This window comes from Staphylococcus coagulans (genome assembly GCF_022557135.1).
Taxonomy (GTDB): domain Bacteria; phylum Bacillota; class Bacilli; order Staphylococcales; family Staphylococcaceae; genus Staphylococcus; species Staphylococcus coagulans.
Genome location: NZ_CP092966.1, coordinates 153,338 through 172,755 on the forward strand (window position 1 = coordinate 153,338; position 19,418 = coordinate 172,755).

At 36.5% G+C, this 19,418-nt stretch carries 10 protein-coding genes and 1 pseudogene; 3 read left to right on the forward strand and 8 right to left on the reverse strand.

All coding sequences use genetic code 11. The features are described from left to right. Positions 1–39: 39 nt before the first annotated feature. Genes KM149_RS00710 through KM149_RS00725 form a run of 4 tightly spaced genes read right to left on the reverse strand, consistent with a single transcriptional unit; the run spans position 40 to position 3,336 of the window. Entirely contained in the window at positions 40–642 is a 603-nt protein-coding gene (locus KM149_RS00710) for a response regulator transcription factor (RefSeq protein ID WP_165545333.1), read from the reverse strand. Next, complete coding sequence (locus KM149_RS00715; RefSeq protein ID WP_241415444.1) at positions 639–1,739, reverse strand: sensor histidine kinase; 1,101 nt, start codon at positions 1,737–1,739, stop codon at positions 639–641. Before KM149_RS00715 ends, KM149_RS00710 begins: the two co-directional genes overlap by 4 nt. Further along, positions 1,736–2,473 carry an ABC transporter permease gene (locus KM149_RS00720; RefSeq protein WP_103356559.1) on the reverse strand — a complete coding sequence of 246 codons (738 nt, stop codon included), beginning with the start codon at positions 2,471–2,473 and terminating at the stop codon, positions 1,736–1,738. The genes KM149_RS00715 and KM149_RS00720 overlap by 4 nt, the downstream gene beginning before the upstream one ends. Continuing rightward, a complete protein-coding gene (locus KM149_RS00725; RefSeq protein WP_241415445.1) occupies positions 2,470–3,336 on the reverse strand; it encodes an ABC transporter ATP-binding protein in 867 nt (288 codons plus the stop codon). Before KM149_RS00725 ends, KM149_RS00720 begins: the two co-directional genes overlap by 4 nt. A 369-nt stretch (positions 3,337–3,705) precedes the next feature. Between KM149_RS00725 and KM149_RS00730 the strand changes: the two genes are divergently transcribed. Further along, a complete protein-coding gene (locus KM149_RS00730; protein WP_241415446.1) occupies positions 3,706–6,843 on the forward strand; it encodes a DEAD/DEAH box helicase in 3,138 nt (1,045 codons plus the stop codon). 133 nt (positions 6,844–6,976) lie between these two features. Beyond that, positions 6,977–7,828, forward strand: coding sequence for a MurR/RpiR family transcriptional regulator (locus KM149_RS00735; protein WP_060829200.1), 852 nt, complete (start codon positions 6,977–6,979; stop codon positions 7,826–7,828). 104 nt (positions 7,829–7,932) lie between these two features. On the opposite strand, the gene KM149_RS11970 is transcribed toward KM149_RS00735, so the two are convergent. The 4 genes and pseudogenes from KM149_RS11970 to KM149_RS00750 form a co-directional block, all read right to left on the reverse strand. Next, positions 7,933–8,439, reverse strand: coding sequence for a PTS sugar transporter subunit IIA (locus KM149_RS11970; protein WP_342592900.1), 507 nt, complete (start codon positions 8,437–8,439; stop codon positions 7,933–7,935). A 15-nt stretch (positions 8,440–8,454) separates the two neighbouring features. Next, a pseudogene (locus KM149_RS00740) lies at positions 8,455–9,876 on the reverse strand (PTS transporter subunit EIIC); the annotation flags it as partial. A 15-nt stretch (positions 9,877–9,891) separates the two neighbouring features. Continuing rightward, complete coding sequence (gene murQ, locus KM149_RS00745; protein ID WP_214970559.1) at positions 9,892–10,782, reverse strand: N-acetylmuramic acid 6-phosphate etherase; 891 nt, start codon at positions 10,780–10,782, stop codon at positions 9,892–9,894. Between the two features lies 1 nt (position 10,783). Then, on the reverse strand, positions 10,784–11,848 hold the full coding sequence (locus KM149_RS00750; protein WP_241415448.1) for a DUF871 domain-containing protein: 1,065 nt from the start codon (positions 11,846–11,848) through the stop codon (positions 10,784–10,786). 410 nt (positions 11,849–12,258) lie between these two features. Here KM149_RS00750 and ausA point away from each other — a divergent pair, with 410 nt between their 5' ends. Next, positions 12,259–19,410: an aureusimine non-ribosomal peptide synthetase AusA gene (gene ausA, locus KM149_RS00755; RefSeq protein ID WP_241415449.1), complete on the forward strand. Its 7,152-nt coding sequence runs from the start codon at positions 12,259–12,261 to the stop codon at positions 19,408–19,410. The last annotated feature ends 8 nt before the right edge of the window (positions 19,411–19,418 follow it).

Genomic DNA, 19,418 nt, shown 5'->3' on the forward strand with positions numbered 1-19,418 from the left:
GACGAAATGTATGTCTTAAAATAGATGTTAAAGTCATCATTATACCCATCCTTTATCATGTGCTTTTTTCCAAGCATCGAAGCGGTTGTCAGCTTCCAATTTATCAATAATTGTCGATGTGTAATTACGAATGGTGCCGTCAGATAAATATAAAGTTTCGGCAATTTCACGGCTTGAAAGCCCTTTACCAATTTCTTTTAGCACACATTGTTCTTTTTCTGTCAGTGGATTGCGTTCCGAAAAGATGGTTGTCATCAACGCTTCACTATATTCTTTTTGACCTGACATGACGTTATTAATCGTATGGATGAGTTCATCGATTGAGCGTTCTTTTAATACATAAGCATCAACATCATAAGCAACGGCTTTTTCGAAATAACCCGGTCGTTTGAATGTCGTAACGATAATGACTTTAATAGGGATGTTCTTTTCTCGGATTTGTTGTAAGACTTCTAAGCCTGTTAATTCTGGCATCTCAACATCTAAAATAAGCACATCAGCCTCTGTTTCTTGCGCTACTTTGAGTGCGCTTTTACCATCTCCAACATCTGCAATGACATGAATGTGTTCATGCATTTCAATGAGTTGAACCATGGCTTGTCTTAACATTGTTTGATCTTCAGCGATGATCACATGAATCATGATAGAAATCCTCCCCCATGAGGTATTGAAATTGTCATATGCAAGCCAGCCTGATTTTCTACTTCTAAAGCTCCTCTTAATAAAGCAACTCGGGCTTCGATACTTTCTAAATGCACACTAGTATCAGTGACTCCTTTTCCATTATCATGAATCGTTAGCACAATCTCTTTATCACGACGAGATAATGAGGCACTGACTTTTGTCGCTTCAGCATGCTTAATGACATTGTTGATGGCTTCTCGAAGAATCATCGTTAATAAGGCTTGTTTCGTTGGTGGCAATGATTGAGATAAGCTGGCATTGTCAAAATGAAATTCCAAATTCGCATTTTTTAAGAGTGTTTCTAATGCGGTCACTTCTTCAACGAATGAGCGTGTCTTTAAGTTATGAATAATCTCTCTAATTTGAGTTAAGGCCTCTTTTGAAATTTGATTGACTTCTATCATTTCAGCTTTGGCTTGTTCAAGGTCTCGGTCGATGAGTTTGATCGCAAGCTCTGATTTTAAGCTCAGACTTGCAAAAACATGACCTAATGTATCGTGCAAATCTTGACCAATGCGATTGCGCTCTTGATCAGCGATTAATACGTTGATATGCTCATTTTGTGCGTTAATCTCTGATTGGTACGCTTGCTCTGTCACACGTTTAAAATTTGAGAACATAATTAAATTCATGACAAAATAATAAATGATTAACATCACAATATAAAATGGCTCCGAATAATAGAGAAACGTCACGATAAGACAGAGGAGCATGGTTGCTAAAAAGGTGAAATATTCTTTAGACCATAACTTGACGCGAAAAGTTAAAGGAAGCGCAAAAACACTATAAAATAAAAATAAGGACGACGTGGGATTAATTGCATAAACAAAATAAATAATCCCTAAATAATGTAGGACAAGTAAAAAATAAGACATCCATGGTTTTAAAGCGCGATGACCGATAATCAACGTCGTATAAACAATACTAAAGATGATAAAAACAACAATTAGGAACACAGTATTCCCTTGATTACGATTTAAAAATAAGGCAAGAAATGGAAATAACAAATAGATTAAGCTGGATAAATGACCCGCGTCTAAATCTAGTTTTTTCATTGAGACACATCTCTTCTTTTTTGAATATATAAAGCGATACTTAAGAAAATCATACTATATAGAAGTAATATAATGAAAGCGCTAATCGCAAAAGAATCGTTTTGTCCTAAATCGGTTGCTAATTTTTTTAAATGATATGTAGGTGTTAGGTGAGCAATCGGTTTCATAAAAGATGGGAAGGTGTCAATCGGAAACCAGAGACCACCTAAGACAGCTAAACCTAAATATAGAATATTACCGATTCCACTCGCTTTCTGGGTATCGTTGATTTGTGCTAATAGCACGCCAAGTGATAGAAACAAACTTGCGCCAATCCATAGAACGACGCCTGATAAAATCCATTGACTGAGGGATAAATGAACGCCTTTATAAAAGGCAGCAGTCCCGAATATAATAAAAATGGCTAAAACAAACTGAAACATTGTTTTAATAATTTTTACGCTGAAATAGTCAAAGGGTTTGAGTGGCGTAGTCATGAGGTTTTTATACCAACCTTTTTTGCGTTCATCGATGAGTTCAAGCGGAAATGAGAATAAGCAGAAACTCGTTAAACTGAATGTCGTCATGCTATACATAGCATTTTTATTAATTTCAGCCATCTCAGCTTCAGGTGCTTGGATGATCGATGTAAATAATAAGTAAAATGCTAAAGGTATAAAAATCGATAGTATCAATCTTGTTTTAAAACGGAATAGTAAACGTAATTCTGATAATAAATATGCAAAACGCATCATTGATCCTCTCCTTGTTTGTCCTCATTGAAAATAATCTCAAGCAATGAATTTTTGCGAATTTCGATATCATCAAGGTTCACATTTAAAGCAAGTAACTTTTCAAGAACTTGTTGGACATGATTTGTCTTAATGTGTAGACGTTGTTGCACACGCGTTATTGTTTCATGTGGAAATTGCTGTTCAAGTGGTGTTTGGGGTACTGGAATATCAATCATCGAAAAATGTTGTTGCTGTTTAATATTTCCCGGGGAATCATTGAATACAATTTGGCCTTTGTTGAGTACAATCACTTGATCGGCCATTCTTTCTACCTCTTCGATATAGTGAGATGTGTAAAAGAGCGTCAGTCCTTCTGCTTTTAATTGCGAAATGACTTTCCAAAAATGTTGTCTCATTTGGACATCCATCGCACTTGTAGGCTCATCAAGAATAAGGCATCGTGGTTTGCTTATCATAGTTAAAGCGAAATCTAGAATACGTTGTTGTCCACCTGATAGTTCAGTCGCAAATTTTTGTAACTCTGCATCGTTAAAACGCGTGATGTCTTGGAATTTTGCCAAAGAAAGCGACTGAGGATATAATTTTGAAAACAATTGATAAAGCTCTATGACTTTCATACGTTCAGGGAAGGTTGTACGTTGAAAAAGCACGCCTAACCGTTCGGGATGTAATAAGTGTGAAGGATCTTTAATCATGCCACTATCGGCGTGTCGATCACCAATCAATAAATCAATTAGTGTGGATTTACCGGAGCCATTCGGACCAATTAATGCAGTACAAATGCCTTCTGTTATCGTAAAAGAAACATCATTGACCGCTTTTTGTTGTTGATATTGTTTCGTGATATGTTCGATTTGAATCATAACCCTGCACATCCTTTGAATAAGTTAACTTAATTGTAAAAAAGTAATGGATCTATTGTTAGTGAGGATTGTCATCGCTGCATCATGACATTTGTCATTATTTATATTGGGAAGGATAATGTGAAGATGTATATTTGTATAAAAGAAAACCCGAGGCATGGAAATACCTCGGGTTGAGTTAGTTTATTCTTTTTTTGAATGTAAATACATTTATAGGTGGCTATAAAGGGAACAGGCAATTAAAAGTCTAATGTAGATATGAAATTTATTTGTAGCGAGCTGCTTAATTAGACAATAAAATTACATGTAAAATTCTGATAATTATTGTTAAAATGACTATAAATATATAGATTCTTGGGGGATGCGCTAATGGATAGATTAGTTAATAATACATTGTCTGCTTGGATACTAATAGAGACGCTACAACCTGGCGAGTTAGAGGATATAAAGTCATATTTAAATAAAGATCTTTTTTTGTTAAATGAACAGCAAAAGGCAGTACATGATTTTGAGTCTTTTTATCCTATATGGGAAGACGAACGTTTTCAGCTTAACCAATTAAGTAGCAGTAAAGGTGAAATACAATTTCAACTTTATAGACATTGCTTTAAGTTTGGAGAAATAGAACAATATATTCGAAGTATTTTTAATGATGAAGAGATTTATAATCCAGATAATAGGAACTGTTATGGATATACTTTCATGATTGATAATGAAGGATACGTTTTAATGGATACGCTCCATGTTCCAATGTTAATGAGTGCATTAAAGTACCTTAAAAATGACAAAAATATCCTAATTGAAGAGACCTACCAAGACCATTTTGAAAAATTTAAGCATAAGTGTGAAGAAATTATAGGGAATAATAAGTTAACTAAAGAAAAACTACATAAGCTTGATCAATTATATTCTAAATATTTTGCTTTGTTTGAAACCAATTATCAAGGTTTTTTTAAGAAAGCGATAGGTATAAAATATGTCACTTCAAATGAACAGAGCAATGAACTTAATAGTTTTTATATTAGTGATATGGAATTTGCAAAAAAGGCTCCTAATAAAACATTGAGCCAATACATTCATGGCGTTAATGATAAAGATAAGAAAGTCATTGATGAGAATAAAGAATATATAGAGCATTATCTAAAACCAGAATTTTATCCTGATGGACGTTGGCCTTCTCTAGTAGAACACCGTTTATCATTGATGCAACAAGTTGCTGTAAATCAAATAACATATGATCAAATGAAAATAAGTTCTGTAAACGGTCCTCCAGGTACGGGTAAGACAACGTTATTGAAAGATATATTTGCGCATAACATAGTTGAAAGGGCCAAGACTTTTGCTAAACTTAATAAACCGAGTCAAGCTTTTAAATTCCAGAAGATTCACAAAACAGACCAATTCCCAACTGCTTTTCTAAACGATGTCCATACACACTATAAAATGGTAGTTGCATCAAGTAATAATGGTGCTGTTGAAAATATATCCAAAGATTTGCCTAAAATATCTGAAGTGGTTAGAAGTGATATTTCTTCAAACTTTCCAAAGTATGAAGAGGCTTATCAAAATGTTGCGAAAGAACTTGATATATTTAGTGAAATTGCTGAAAAGTTAATTGGTGAAAAAGCATGGGGGTTATTCTCAGGCGTTTTTGGTAGGAAAGCAAATATTGATAGTGTAATGACGCAACTTCTTACTAGCTGTGAATCAAAAACGTTAAATAAAGTTTTAATTGATGCGTATAATTCTATAGATATTAATAAAGAGTGGAAAGATGCTAAACAATCATTTCAAAAAACTTTAAGTAAAGTTAAAGTGTTAAAAAAAGAAATTAACCAAGGTATAAAACACTTTAATGATTTTAGAAAAAGCGAAGAACAGTTTATAAAGTATCAACAAGAATTAGTAGAACTGAATGATAAAAACAAAAATAATAATATTGATTCCTTAAAACAACGGAAAAAGAATTTAGAAAACCAAATAATAAACGTTGATATACAAATTAACGATTTAAAAGAATATATTCAATTGACAAAAAGTAAAAATTCATTCAAAGATAAGTTAAAACAATTTTTAGGAAGCAATTCTAGTGATGATAAAGACACAGAATATGAGCAAAGACATGTAGATTTACTGAGAAGAAAGATTCAATTTAATGAAGATAAAATAAGAATAGATACTGAGATAACTATGGCAGTGAATGAAATAAATGAAAGAGAAAGTCGCATCAAGCGGATAGAACAAAATTTAATGCAGCTTCGCAAAAATCAACAGGGCTATTTAAATTTTATAAAAGATCATCCAGATGTCGTGGTGCCGGATAGTGAATTTTGGAGAAGTGGAAATGAAGCATATAATAAGCGGCAAGAGAAAGTATTATGGACTTCAGATGAATTACAATTTGAACGAGGATTATTATTTTTAAAGGCGATGGTACTGCACAAATTGATTTTAATAGGGAATGCTAAATCTATACAATCAGGGTTATATGATTTTCAGCGACGTTTTGAATATTTAGATGCAGCACCTGAGAAAGTAGAAAATGCATGGAACGTAATTCACCTTGTTTTTCCGGTCATTAGCACTACTTTTGCAAGTTTTAGATCAATGTATCAAACGATGCCTAAAGATTTTATAGACTACTTATATATTGATGAGGCAGGGCAAGCTATTCCTCAAGCTGCGGTAGGAGCGATACAACGTGCGCAACACCTGGTGGCAGTTGGAGATCCCGTCCAAATTGAACCAGTAGTAACTGTAGATCGTAATTTGATTGACTCTGTAAGGAAAGCATTTAATGTGCCTGAGCGATTGGTGAGCATTGAATCTTCAGTTCAAACACTAAGTGATGGAGCAAATATCTACGGTTATTGGAAAGGTGAAGAGGGTGAAAAGCAGTGGATTGGTGTACCTCTTTGGGTGCATAGAAGATGTCTAAATCCAATGTTTACTATTAGCAATAAAATTGCATACGAACAAAAGATGGTGTTACCAGAATATATTAAAAGTAACGAGTTAGAAGGAAAGGTTGGCAGGGTTTCATGGATAGATGTTAAAGGAAAAGCTAATCCAAAACAATTTGTGAAAGAACAAGGTATAGTCGTAGTAGAAGAACTGAAAAAAGACTGGGTTAAAGCTTTGAAAAGTGGCAAACAGGAGCCAAATGTGTTTATTATCACGCCGTTTTCTAGAGTCAAGAGTGAAATTATTGCTTTTGCCAAAAAAGAGTTGAAACCATTAGTTAACCAAAACATAAATGTTAGAAAGTGGTTACGTGAATCTATAGGTACAGTTCATACATTCCAAGGGAAAGAAGCAGATAAAGTTTATTTTGTCACTGGTACGGATGATACGCAAAATACTGCTATTCAATGGTCATGTCAGAAGCCTAATCTAATTAATGTTGCTGTAACAAGAGCTAAAAAAGAATTTATTGTTGTTGGTGATAAGAAACGTATTAGTCAATTTAGATATTATCAAGCGATAGATAAAGAAATAAATATATGATTTGTATAATAATTCCAAAAAAACTGGAGAACAAATAGTTGAAATGAAGTGAAAAAGTAATCGTTATTTATTTCTAGATGTTTATAAAAATCTATTGTATCTAAAATAATAGTAATGATTAAAGGAGGAGTTTATGGGCGTTCTTTCTCACATGAAAAGCATGCAGGCAGAAATGTCTGCTGCTGAAAGAAAAATTTTTCAGTTTATTTATAATAATAGCGAAAAAATAGCTAGTATGACAGCAAATGATATTGCTAAAGCATCTGGCGCAAGTAGTCCCACAGTTGTAAGGTTTTCTAAAAAAATGGGTTATAACAGTCTTACGGAACTTAAGATTGAACTTTCTGCCGAAACAAAAAAAGCGCCTAGTATGAATTCTTATAGTGATGTCGACAGAGACGACTCTTTTCATAGTTTGAAGAATAAACTCGCTAATAATGCACACTATACAATTGATGAAACCACAGCTTTATTTAATGAAGAAGAATTTTTAGAGGCTTGTAAGTTCATTGAAGAAAAAGAGTACTGCTATGTTTTGGGTATTGGGGCTTCTAACTTAACTGCGATGGATATTGTTCAAAAATGGGGGAGATTAGGGAAAAATGTAGTTAGTGAGCCAGACTATAATACTATATTACCGCAGCTCATTTTACATCAGAAAGAGTGTGTTATTTGGCTAGTTTCAAACTCTGGTATGACTTCTGAGTTAATTTCACTTGCTGAAACCGCTAAGGATTTAGAAATTCCTATTATTACATTGACACAATTTGGACAGAATCCATTGTCTAAACTCGCTGATGTTAGTTTAAAAACTTCGCGGCCAATGGAATCAATTTATCGAAGTGCTGCAACAGATTCTATTTTGGCACAGTTTATTACTGTGGATCTATTATTTTATGTTTATATAAGTCGAAATCAGGAGAATGCTGAGAAAATATATACAACCCGTTCTATAGTTGAAGCGTATAGGAAAAAATATTTTTAAAAGAGATTTGGCGCGAACTTAATAAACTGTAAAAATGTAGAATTAAGAAAAATGGACTTAAATTTAAAACAATTAAGGAGCTATTGTGCAGCCCCTTAATTGTTTTATTTAGTTGTAACACTAAAAACAGTATCTTTCGAAGTAACTGCTCCATGTTTTTCTAGTTTATAAGAATCTACTTTTGTCATATTAGTAATAACAACCAAGATTGATGTATCTTTTTTTGCTTCTTTAATGGCGCTTAAATCGATTTTCGCTATTTTAGAATCTGTCGTAACCTTTTGACCTTCAGTTACTAATACTTCAAAAGGTAAGCCATTTAATTCAACAGTATTAATTCCCATATGTAGCAACACTTCTAATCCATTGGCAGTAGTGATACCAATTGCATGTTTAGTGGGGAAAATAGTTGATATTGTACCACTTACTGGCGAAAAAATTTCTTCATTTGTTGGTATAATAAAATAGCCATCGCCCATCATTTTCTTCCTAAAAGCGGGATCTGTTGATTCTTCTATGGGATGAATAGAACCTGTTGTTACAGCATTGAAATTATCAGTTTTATTATTATTAACTTGATTAATTGAATCATTACTTATTTTACTGTGCATTAATAATTGTTCCTGTAGTTTATCTTTTGGTATCCCTAAAAAGTAAGTTACTACAAAACCGCCGATATAAGCGGAAAGTAGACCTAACATATAGCCTGTCCAGTGATTATTAGAAATCAATGGAATAAGTGCAATACCGGAAGGCCCTATTGCAATCGAGCCAATACCACCAATGGCACCTATAACTGCGCCTCCGATGCCACCTCCAATACAAGCTGTAATAAATGGGCGACCTAATGGTAATGTTACACCATATATCAATGGCTCCCCGATTCCTAAAATGCCAACGGGTAATGCGCCTTTTATCATTTCAGTCAATTCTTCATCTTTACGTAGTTTAACCCATAAAGCAAGTGCAGCTCCCACTTGGCCTGCACCAGCCATTGCCAGAATAGGAAGTAATAATGTCATACCTGTATCATTAATCATTTGAATATGAATAGGTGTTAAAATTTGATGTAATCCAAACATAACCATCGGTAGAAATAGAGAACCTAATACAAAGCCTGAAAATGGTCCTCCTACTGATAGTACCCAGTTGATACCTCCCACTAAAACGTTTGAAATTAATCCAGCTAATGGCATAATCAAGAAAATTTCAAGTAAACCTATTATTAATAAGGAAAGTGTAGGTGTGAAGATAATATCAACAGAATCGGGTATAGTTTTATGCAATTTCTTTTCAATTATTGATAACAACCAGACAGCAAATATAACACCTATAATTCCGCCTTGGCCAGCTGTTAATGCATCGCCTGTAATAAGGTTTTTAATGGGTTTGTCGGCATTCATACCTGTAAGTGTTACTATTGCTCCGATAACACCACCGAGAGTTTGGTTAGCTCCAAAAACTTTTGCTGCATTTATCCCTGTATAAATGACTAAATATGCAAACATACCATTCTTAAGAATGTTCATAATATCTACAAACTGTTGCCAAGTTGTGGCATTTAATGTTCCAGCAGTAATCAAATTATTCATTACTGCAGCAATCCCAGCTATTAAACCTGAACCGACAAACGCCGGAATCATAGGTACAAAGATATTTGATATATCTTTTAAAATAACTTTCAATGGAGAATTTTTTTGCTTAGCTTTTTGCGCTGCTTTTATTTTTGCTGCCTTAGCATTAACTCTTTCTTTTCCAGAACTTTTTTTGATATTTTCTCCCAGCTCTACACCAGCTAAACTAACCATTTCGTTAGCTACTTTAGTGACCTTTCCAGGGCCTATAATAACTTGTAATTGTTCGTCAAATATAACACCCAACACGCCTGGTATACTTTTCAGCCTTTTTTGATCTACCTGATTGCTGTCACGTATATTCATTCGAATACGAGTCATACAATGATTAACAGTTTGAACATTTTCTAATCCCCCGGCACCGTCATATATTCTTTTGGCAAGTTCATTCAATGTCAATTCTTCTCTTCCCATGTAATCCCCCCTTATTTAAATCGTATTTTTGATAAACCCGTTTGCTTTGGCTAATTTTTGTGTCGCTTCCTCTTTATTACAGTTTGTTAAAATCATAACAATAGCTAATTTTACGTTTTCATTGGCTTCTTCAAAGTAACGTGTTGCTGTGTCGTAATCCACTTCCGTTGCTTGCATAATAATTCTTTTAGAACGCTCTATTAATTTTTTATTCGTTGGCTTAACATCAACCATTAAATTTTTATACACTTTTCCTATTCCAATCATACTGACAGTAGAAATCATGTTAAGAACCATTTTTTGCGCGGTTCCTGACTTCAAACGTGTTGAACCCGTTAAAATTTCTGGTCCGCAGTCAATTTCAATTGGTAATTCTGCGAACTTACTTATGTCTGAATTTTTATTACATGATAAAGAGCCAGTATGTGCGCCTATAGATTGGGCATAATTTATTCCACCAATGACGTAGGGGGTCCGACCACTCGCTGTAATGCCTATAACCATATCTTTTGCTGTCAGATTAAGGTGCATTAAATCGCTTTTACCTTGGTCAATATCATCTTCTATGCCTTCTATTGCAGAAACCATTGCTTTATTTCCACCAGCAATTAATCCTATTACCATATCAGAATTTACTCCAAAAGTTGGTACGCATTCTACGGCATCTAATACGCCTAATCTACCGCTAGTACCGGCACCCATGTATATTAAGCGACCATTATTTTTTAAAGTTTTAATTGCTGCATCTGTCAAATTTTCAATTTGAGTTAATTGTTCAGTAATGGCTAAGGCCACTTTTTGATCTTCCTGATTCATCTTTTTTAGTGCTTGACTGATAGTCATTTCATCTAGATTGTAGCTATTTTCATTTCTTAGTTCTGTTGTTAAGTTATCTAAATTAATCATTTTAGCCCTCACTTTCAATATCATTTTTTTGCAATGTGAATTTCTGACCACCTTTGATATGTGGAATTAAACACCGATCATTTTGACTGATTTGCCCCACTACATTAACTTTTTCATCTGCTGGTAAAGAACGTTTGGCAATTTGAATTTCTCCCATATACCGTAAATACAGTGAATTATCAATTGTTACTGAACCAGTGTCACGTTTGATATTAAGTAAAGGTTTAATATTCGAAATTTTTTTCTTGCGGGAATATGCGCTACGAATCACATCTCTTGATTCATCGAGGCGATTTATATGTTCTCCTAGAGTAAAATCGATTTGATTATTAAATGGATCTACATGCAATAAGATATTTTTTTCTTGTATATAGTTAGCAAATTGCTTTATTACAGTGTCAGAAATACCGGAATCACCTATAAAAATTTTGTTTGTATCAGATAATAAGTCGAGGGAGGCGGCAAGCGGATGATAGTCACGATGTTTTTCTAGCGTTGGTAAACCTTGATATAGAGGGCCGCGTAAGTTATTATCACCTGAAACAAATGCTTGTGACTTAAGACCAAAACTTTTTAACCATTTTGCTTTTTTACGATACCACTCTTCATCTAGTCCAGTTTCAGGTCGAGGATAATAATTGTGCCAGGCTTCTAATTGATCAAAGTTAGCATTAGCTAATTTCAGTTCTTGAATGTCATTTTCAGTTATGGTTGAAGCATTTAAAGCAATCGTTATTTTATTTGATAGCTGAGCTATACATTTATTACTAATATAATCATCAGCACGTAAACCTGTTACACCAATAGAGCGTATTTCATTAATATTGCTCATAGAAAAACCAGCTTTTTGTAATGATGAGCCAGATATATCAACCATCAAATCTAAATTTAATGATTTGGTAATATTACCTAATTCAATTAAGCGTTTGCGATACTGAGTGTTATTATCTTCTGGTATATGCAGGGATGTGAAAACGCCTGTGAACCCAGAATGAGCCATCTTTTCGATGTATTGTTTTGTTTCAGAAGATAGCGGTTTGTTTAAAAATACTGAGAACCCGAACATAATCTTTTCCTCCAACACAATATATTTTGAGAAATGCGCAATCTTTATTGAAAGCCCTTACATAATTATAAGTCGATTATAATACTTAGGTTCACCTTATGCAATGAAATTTCTTTGTTTTTAATTTATAGTGAAATATTGTTTCTAAAATAGACGTCTAGGCTGCTTATCAAAATTATTAAGTCCAGTTTTCGTTGATAAGCTATTCTGAAAGGATGGATCGTCCTTGATTTAAACCTCTAATAACTGATTTGAATGTTATCGTTATGTATAGAATTTTAATTTAATTTTTCGTTTACTTTAAATTTATATAAAATTATTTATTTTGAATTGTAAATGTGACATAAAGTTTTTATGATACCAATGTAATCCATTTTATGGCTTCATATCACTGAGGAAGAAGGGATTTTATGGTGCTTTATGAAAATGCATCGATCACACAACATTATGGGCCAGATTTATTCAATCGAGACCCATCTATACCACCACATACGTATGTGGTGCACTTACCTAAAAGTATGGAAGTGCAACGATTATTATATGCGTTGACACAGTTAGTACAAACCCAATCATTACTGAGGGCCTCTTTTAAGTATGTAGAAGGTGAGTTGAAATATCAGATTCGTCAATTTGCGCCATTTATTGAAGTGGTTCATGAAGATCGTGTTTCATCAGATTTAGACCTTGAAAGTGATTTGGAACAAAATCCATTTGATTCAACACTTCCTACAACTGCCCCGCTTTTCACCTTCAAAATCATTTGCTTGACCGATTGTACACTACTCCAATTTAATGTGAGTCCACTTATTTTTGATGCGGCTTCAATGCCTATTTTTTTAAGTCAATTGAGTCACTATTATGAAAAACCTTTTCACTCGATCACTTTGACTCAAAGTTTTACTGAATTGATTCAACAAATGCATCAATTACGCCGATTGCCTTCGTTTCAGATGCAACTGCAACGATGGCAAAGTCATCAAGGTGTAAGAGATACGTATCATGCCTATATGCCTGTTCAAAGTTTAACGGATCAACACCATACACAATGGCAAATGGTTAAGATTCAACATGATGAAGTGAATCTTGATGATATTTATAGCGGTATCATACTGGCGAATCACTTTATTGGGCGTAGTGATGATGTTCATGTCGGTTTAACGACAACACGAACCCCATCATTTGATGAAGGGAAGGCGATTGGGCCACGTATACGGATTTTACCGGGTTGTTTTCATGTTGACCGTACTCTTTCTTATCAACAGTTCAAGACACAGCTCTCTAGTCGAATGAACACGATTGTTGATGAAGAGGTACTACATCTAACAGATTTAATCGAGGCACGTACCGGTTTTCCGTTTGAAACGTTAATTCATTCAGAACCTATTCACTATACGTTTGAAATTGCAGGTGAATTTTGTGAAGCTGAACGCTTAAAACCGATGGAGACCGAAGCAGCGCTCGATGTATATGTTCAAGAAGTCGAGGATGGTTATGTCGTAAAGATGTTATATAACCACAATCAGTATGATGATTTAACAATTGAAACGTATGCAAATTTGATTCGTCATTTATGTCTTCAAGGTGTGACATGTCCAGAAGTGCCAATGAACACCTTTTCGTTAATGACGACAGACCAAGACGAGGCGCTATTACAACAATTGTTGCGAACAGAATCTGAGACTTTTGCGACGGTACCTGAGTTGTTTGCCGAACAAGTCCAACGTCATCCCAACAAAATAGCAGTTAGATTTGAAAACGACAGCTTAACGTATGCACAACTTGATTGGCTGACGAACCAAGTCGCACGTCAAATACGTGCGCGTGGGGTGAAGCCTAATGACTATATCGCGGTGATGGCAGAACGCAGTATGGAGATGATTGTAGCGGTTTTGGGTATTGTGAAGTCTGGCGCTGCGTATGTACCGATTGATCCGGATTATCCTGAAGCACGGATTCAATATATATTAAAAGATGTGCAACCGGCTTTATTAGTATTACATCAAGTCGAATTGAATACGACGGTGCCAACTGTGTCATTGAAAGATTTGCAGGTTGGCAGTGATGCTGCAGTACCTGTCGTTAATCATAGTGATGATGATGTGTATGTGATTTATACGTCTGGGACGACAGGTCAACCTAAAGGCACACGTATTATGCATCAGAGTGTCGATCGTCTTGTTAAAGCAGTCGATTATGTCACATTAGATGAAACGACAAAAATTCTGTTATCTGGGACCATTGCGTTTGATGCGGTGACCTTTGAAATCTATGGTGCCTTATTAAATGGGGGCGAATTGGTCATCTTGTCTAAAGACCAATTGTTAAATCCAAAAGCGCTCGGACAAGCGATTCGAAAATATGAGATTAATACGATGTGGCTAACGGCATCACTGTTTAATGCGACTGTGAGCACACGCGTTGAAGCACTTGAACCGCTCTCCTATTTATTAGTTGGGGGTGAAGCGCTGACACGGAAGTGGGTTGAGCTTCTACATCAGCGACCAAAGCATCCTCAAATCATTAATGGTTATGGCCCTACTGAAAGTACAACCTTTACAACGACCTATACAATGCCTGAAACCATTCCTGCACGCATACCCATTGGAAAGCCTATACGGGAAACGAATCTGTATATTTTACAAGGAACACAGCGCTGTGGTGTCGGTGTCCCGGGCGAGTTATGTATCGGTGGTGCAGGTTTAGCGAAAGGGTATCTCAATCGCCCTGAATTAACAGCATCACGTTTTATCGATCATCCGTTTAGCACTGGAAAATTGTATCGAACTGGCGATTTGGTTCGTTTACAACCTGATGGTGAAATCGATTATTTAGGACGACTAGATAAACAAGTTAAAATAAGAGGATTTCGTATCGAGTTAACAGAAATTGAACGTGCCATTGAGCGTATCCATGGCGTTAATAAAGCGGTTGTCGTGACACGTGAGATAGAAGGGGATAAACAGCTCTATGCATTTTATGAAGGAGAACAAGAAATTTCGAATCATACGATGACAACCACGCTCACTGCACAAATGCCGAGTTATATGGTGCCGTTGTCTTTCCAACGCATTGATCAAATACCGATGACTGTTAACGGAAAATTGAATACGCAAGCCTTACCTAATCCCGAAACGCGACTTCAAAGTGATTATGCAGCGCCTCGCAATGAAATGGAACAACTTTTATGTCAAATCTTTGAAGAAGTGTTGCATATTGAACGTGTGTGCATTCACGATCACTTTTTTGAATTAGGAGGACATTCGTTAAAGGCAACCTTAGTCGTGAACCGAATCGAACGTGAATTGCATAAGTCCGTGACAGTAGGCGATTTGATGAAATATCCAACGGTGGCCTTATTATCAGCGCGTTTAGAAGACGTGTCCGAAACACATTCAGAAGCAATGCCTATCGTCACATCGAATCAGCAAGCATATCCTGCGAGTGCGGCGCAAAGTGGCATGTATTTCTTATGGCAGTTGAACCCGGATGATACAGTTTATAACGTTCCATTTATATGGCAATTAAGTGCCCCGCTAGATATTGCGAAATTACGTCATGCGGTGAGCCAATTGATTGAACGGCATGAAATTTTAAGAACACAATTCGGAATGGAAAATCAACAAGTCTATCAATATATTCAAAACTGTTATACACCTGACTTTGAAGTCGTCACATTAGATGAGCACGATCCTCAAGTATTGGTAGAACGTATGGTACAGCCATTTGATTTAGAACATGGCCGGCTTTTACGTATACGTTATATTCAAACACCAGAAGATGACTTTTTATTTATGGATACGCACCATAGTGTTAACGACGGCATGAGTCAGACCCTCATATTAGATGAGCTGAGTCAACTATATCAAGATAAATCATTGCCTGCGATGACGCATCAATATAAAGATTACAGTGAATGGCTCAAACAACGTGACATGACAGACCATCAAGCGTATTGGCATCAATTATTAGCAGAAACATCTCCAACGCTAGAGATCCCACTGGATTATCCAAGACCTCACGTCAAATCAACAGAGGGGGATATGTATCAATGGCAGTTAGATGAAGGGCTAAGCCACAAAATTAGACAGTATGTCCAACAACATGATGTGACTGACTTTATGTTTTTTATGAGTGTCATTATGGTTTTATTAAGCCAATACAGTCGTCAAGAGGAGATTGTGTTAGGAAGTGTGATGAGTGCGCGGACACATCCAGATACGGAACGCATGTTAGGGATGTTCGCGAACAGTGTTGTGTTCAAAGGTCAACCGACACACAATAAACCGTGGCTGACATTTTTAGATGAAATGAAAACGATGAGTTTAGCGGCTTATGCGCACCAAGACTATCCATTTTCTGTCTTAGTTGATGAATTAATCGCGCAACGTGATGCATCACGACACCCATTTTTTGATGTCATCGTTGTGCGTCAAAACAATGAAGCGCATCATGCGCATTTTGGTCATAGTCGACTCACACATCAACCACCGAAAAGTACCACAGCGAAGTTTGATTTATCTTTCATTATTGAAGAAGCGCATCATCAATTTGTTTGGAATATTGAATATCGGACAGATCTGTTTCAAAAAGAAACAATCCAACATATGTGTGATCAATTTGCAGTGATGATCCAGACAATATTGGATCAAGACTTATTACGCATTGGCCAATTGCCAATTGCGCAACCCAACATGCGTCAGTGGGTTGAAACACATGTGACACCACAACCGATGGCGTATCCTAAGCAGGAGACTGTCGGCAGCCGAATTGAACAGTTGGCGCTACAAAAACCAGAGGCTACAGCGATGATTTTTGACAACCAACATCATTCGATGCATAGGTTATATCGACGTGCATTAGCTATTGCGCGTCATTTGTACGAACAAGGTTGTCGTAAAGGAGATCGTGTGGCGCTTCTCGTGACAAGGGGCCCAGAAATGATTGAAAGTATGATTGCTGCGGCATGGCTGGGTTGTCCTTATGTGCCGATTGATCCAGATTATCCGGTATCACGGATTGACTTTATTTTGAAAGATGCGGAAGTGAAACATATCTTAACGAATGCGCCATCACACTCTACAACTGTGACCACTTCGGATGTGAGAAGTTGTGTCATACGAGAAGATGATGCGCAAGTGATTCAATCAAGTGAACACGTGGAAGCGAACGATGTATTGTATATGATTTATACATCTGGAACGACAGGTCAACCGAAAGGCGTACAAATCACACATCGTAATGTAATGAACTTAGTCACAGGTTGGTCTCAACATATACAACTGACGTCTCAAGATGTGCTATTACAATACGCCAATATTGTATTTGATGCGTCTGTGATGGAGATTTATTGTGCATTATTCAATGCATGTCCTTTAGTGATTGCTTCTGAACGAGAAAGAAAGGATATTTTTGCTTTAGAACACTGTCTCCGTACACAACATGTCACTGTTGCTTCAATCCCCGCACAACTGTGCATGATGATGAAGGACTATCATTTACGTTGCTTAGTGACAGGAGGTTCTGTGAGTACACCAGAACTTGTTGATAGGGTTCGACCGCATTGTGAAATGTATGTCAATGCCTATGGGCCAACCGAATCCACAGTGATTACAACGGCATGGATGGATGACGGCAATTCTGTATTACAACGTGTCCCAATTGGACGACCACTCCCGAATGTACAAGTGTATATCATGTCTGAAGGACGACTATGTGGCGTGGGTGTGCCTGGAGAGCTCTGTATTGCGGGTGACAGTTTAGCAAAAGGTTATTTAAACCGTCCTGAAGTCAATGCACAAGCATTTATTCCGCATCCTTGGGGCGATGGACAATTATATCGCACGGGTGACTTAGCGCGTTATTTAAATAATGGTGAGATTGAGTTTTTAGGTCGCATTGATCAACAACAAAAACTGAATGGCTATCGTATTGAATTAGAAGAAATTACAAATCAAATGAACCAAATCGCAGGTGTTTTGGATAGTGCGGTCACAGTGGATCGTACGCGTGCACATCCATTTTTAGTGGGCTATTATGTAGCTGAAACAGAGCAAGCTGATGTGATACGACGTGCACTCACAGATCAGTTGCCACAGTATATGGTGCCACAGGTGTTCATCAAATTGGATCAATTGCCTTTAACACCTAATGGCAAATTAGATACGAAAGCTTTACCTGCTGCGGATTCACAACAAGTCCGTACGTTGACCCCACCACGAAATGAACAAGAACAGCAATATATCGATGTATTCGAACAAGTATTAAATGTGAGCCCGATTGGCATTGATGATGATTTCTTTGAATTCGGTGGTAACTCACTTGCGACGATGAAAGTTGTGATGTTGCTGAAAAACAAAAGAATTGAAACGTCGATGCAGGCTATTTATGAATACAGAACCATCCGTGCGTTGTTAAATCAAAGCGAATCGACACAATTAAATGTCCCGGGAAATATAGACGCCTTGCAAACGATGATTGCGACCAATCAAACGCCTTTGTCAAAAGTGTCACAACAATCTTTAGGAACAGTGTTACTGACAGGTGCTACAGGATTTTTAGATGCTTATTTACTTTATGAAATAACTGAGCGCCAACAACGTGTACATTGTCTTATTCGGGCAGAAAGCGAATCACAAGCCCGTGACCGTTTAATCGACAATTTGAATCATTATTTTGAGCCATCGACGTGCGAAAAAATGATGCACAACGTTGACATCATATATGGCGACACAAACCAAGATTTCACACAGTTAGCTACGTCTATCGACACGATTATTCATGCGGCGGCGCGAACAGACCATTTTGGCAAAGATGAAGACTTTTATGAAGCTAATGTCAAAAGTACAGCACAGCTAATCGCCTTAGCCAAGCGAGCTCAAGCTCAGCTGATTTACATTTCTACACTCAGTGTGGCAGGTGCCTTTTCTGAAGAGCAAGAAGACACGCAATTCTCAGAAACAGCTATTTTTAAAAACCAACAGATTACGTCACCATACGCACGAAGTAAATTTTATGCCGAGCTTGAAGTATTACAAGCCATGCGAGAAGGATTAAAGGCGAAAATGATGCGTGTAGGAAACTTAACAAGCAGTAGACATGGCAACATTATTATGAAAAATATGCGAACAAATCGCTTTTCTATCGTTATGCATGACTTACTTCAACTCGATAAGATCGGGGTATCTGTGGCACAAACACCAATTTCATTTTCGTTTGTTGATGAAGCGGCACAGATGATTGTACAATTCGCGGAAATCCAACAAAGCACGTACAACATCTTTCATATTACGAATAACCATGAATATACAATGCAATCGATGCTCGAAAAGCTAACAAATCGCACAATTAAAGTGGTGGATGACGCAACATTTGATCAATATGTACATGATGCAGGTTATTATGCATGGGTGGGTTTAATGCATCACGATGATAAGCTGAAACCTGCCATTATCACGCAAGATTTTACACAGTCTGTCATGAACGCACTGGATTTAAGCTGGTCAGAACTATCAGAAGTATGGTTAGCCCGTTGGCAACAAAGACTTAACGACACATTCAAGTAGGTGAAATG